This is a genomic window from Kaistella sp. PBT33-4, assembly GCF_029194425.1.
Lineage (GTDB): Bacteria > Bacteroidota > Bacteroidia > Flavobacteriales > Weeksellaceae > Marnyiella.
Window position 1 is genome coordinate 1 of record NZ_JARFYL010000013.1, and the last position, 1,311, is coordinate 1,311.

The window sequence follows — 1,311 nt, forward strand, 5'->3', positions numbered from 1 at the left end:
AACATATTCTATGTCAAAAAACAAACATAATTTCGATTTTTTTCAGGAGTAGTATTGGTGGGTTTTCACGTAAGGCGTATCTCTTTTGATAACCGCAAATATTCTGCTTACCAATTTACATTTCACATTGTTCAGTGCCAAAAGGCTATGTTTGCCCTCTTCTTTCTTGCGGTTATAGTACAGCTTGAGTTCCTCATCGTGACGGATGGAGGTAAGCGAAAGCAGATGCAGCAGCGACTTCATCTTTTTGTCGGCCAAAGGATTGACGCGGTTCCGCCCCCGAATGCTGGTACCCGAACTGTACTCAAAGGGAGCAATCCCACAATAACATGCGAATTTTCTCCAGTTTTTGAAACGGGTAAATCCTTTCGTTACGAGCAAGAAATAAATCGATCCGATTTCGCCAATACCGGGAATGCTTTTTAAAAGTTCCTGTTTATGCTTTAAATCTTCATCACTGCGGATCAGCTGACCAATCTTTTCATCCAGAGCGGCCAGCTGCTTCTTCAGAGCGCTCATGGTCTGCCTGTTGATGGCTTTGACCACCCTGTACACCTCGCGTCCCAGAAAATCCTCCGCCTCCGAAGTCCGGGAAAAGCTGTTGATGGCAGAAAGTATTTTTTCGCGTTCCGTATTAGAATTTTTAATTGCTGGTGGAGTGTTTCCGGACCTGAACTAAGCACAGTTTTATCACGGTTTCTCAAGCCATACAGTGCAATCTGCCTGGCATCAACACGGTCGCTCTTGCCTCGGGAAAGACCTTTGGAACGCTTGATTTCCAATGCGGATACTTCCGCATAATGCCATCCGTTTTCGTGTAAAAAGCGAGCTAAGGAATTGGAATAAATCCCGGTATTTTCAAACACTGTCAGAATCGGACAATCCTTCACATACTGTGCATTAATGTGGGAAAAGAGCTTTTTTAACGCTTCCGAAAGATTGCTTATTTTGCCTTTCTCAACAATTGTGCACTGTTCGTCCAGCAGACAATAATCCAAACTGAGCTTGGAAACGTCTATCCCCAGATAAAATTTAAAATTTTTCATAACTTTGATATTAGGTTACACAAAAGTGGTTGAATGATTTAAAATCTTTATTAGTTCTAATCTACTATTCTATCTTAATCTTATTCAACCTTAAAGCAAAACAGAGGACTGATATGTTAGATAAATCACTAATTTATGGGTAACCCTGGTTCACCTCTGTTTTGCTATTCTAAAGTTATCCGTTTTTCTGATTACAAAGTAAAGATTGGTAACCGTTGCGCAACCTCAGATTTCAGCGGCAAGGTCTGAAAATTCAATAAAAAAC

2 protein-coding genes are annotated in these 1,311 nt (G+C 40.9%); both read right to left on the bottom strand.

Annotated features, from left to right (window positions below; genetic code table 11):
* Positions 1-42: 42 nt before the first annotated feature.
* The gene (locus P0M11_RS13285) at positions 43-519 is read right to left on the bottom strand and encodes an IS110 family transposase (protein ID WP_275626095.1); all 477 of its coding nucleotides are present in this window, start codon (positions 517-519) and stop codon (positions 43-45) included.
* Positions 516-1,046, bottom strand: a complete 531-nt coding sequence (locus tag P0M11_RS13290; RefSeq protein ID WP_275626096.1) for a transposase — start codon at positions 1,044-1,046, stop codon at positions 516-518. The genes P0M11_RS13285 and P0M11_RS13290 overlap by 4 nt, the downstream gene beginning before the upstream one ends.
* Positions 1,047-1,311 lie beyond the last annotated feature (265 nt).

What these genes read in the sequence shown, in the direction of transcription:
- P0M11_RS13285 (WP_275626095.1), bottom strand. Translation starts at nt 519, where the DNA reads ATGAGCGCTCTGAAGAAGCAGCTGGCCGCTCTGGATGAAAAGATTGGT.
- P0M11_RS13290 (WP_275626096.1), bottom strand. Translation starts at nt 1,046, where the DNA reads ATGAAAAATTTTAAATTTTATCTGGGGATAGACGTTTCCAAGCTCAGT.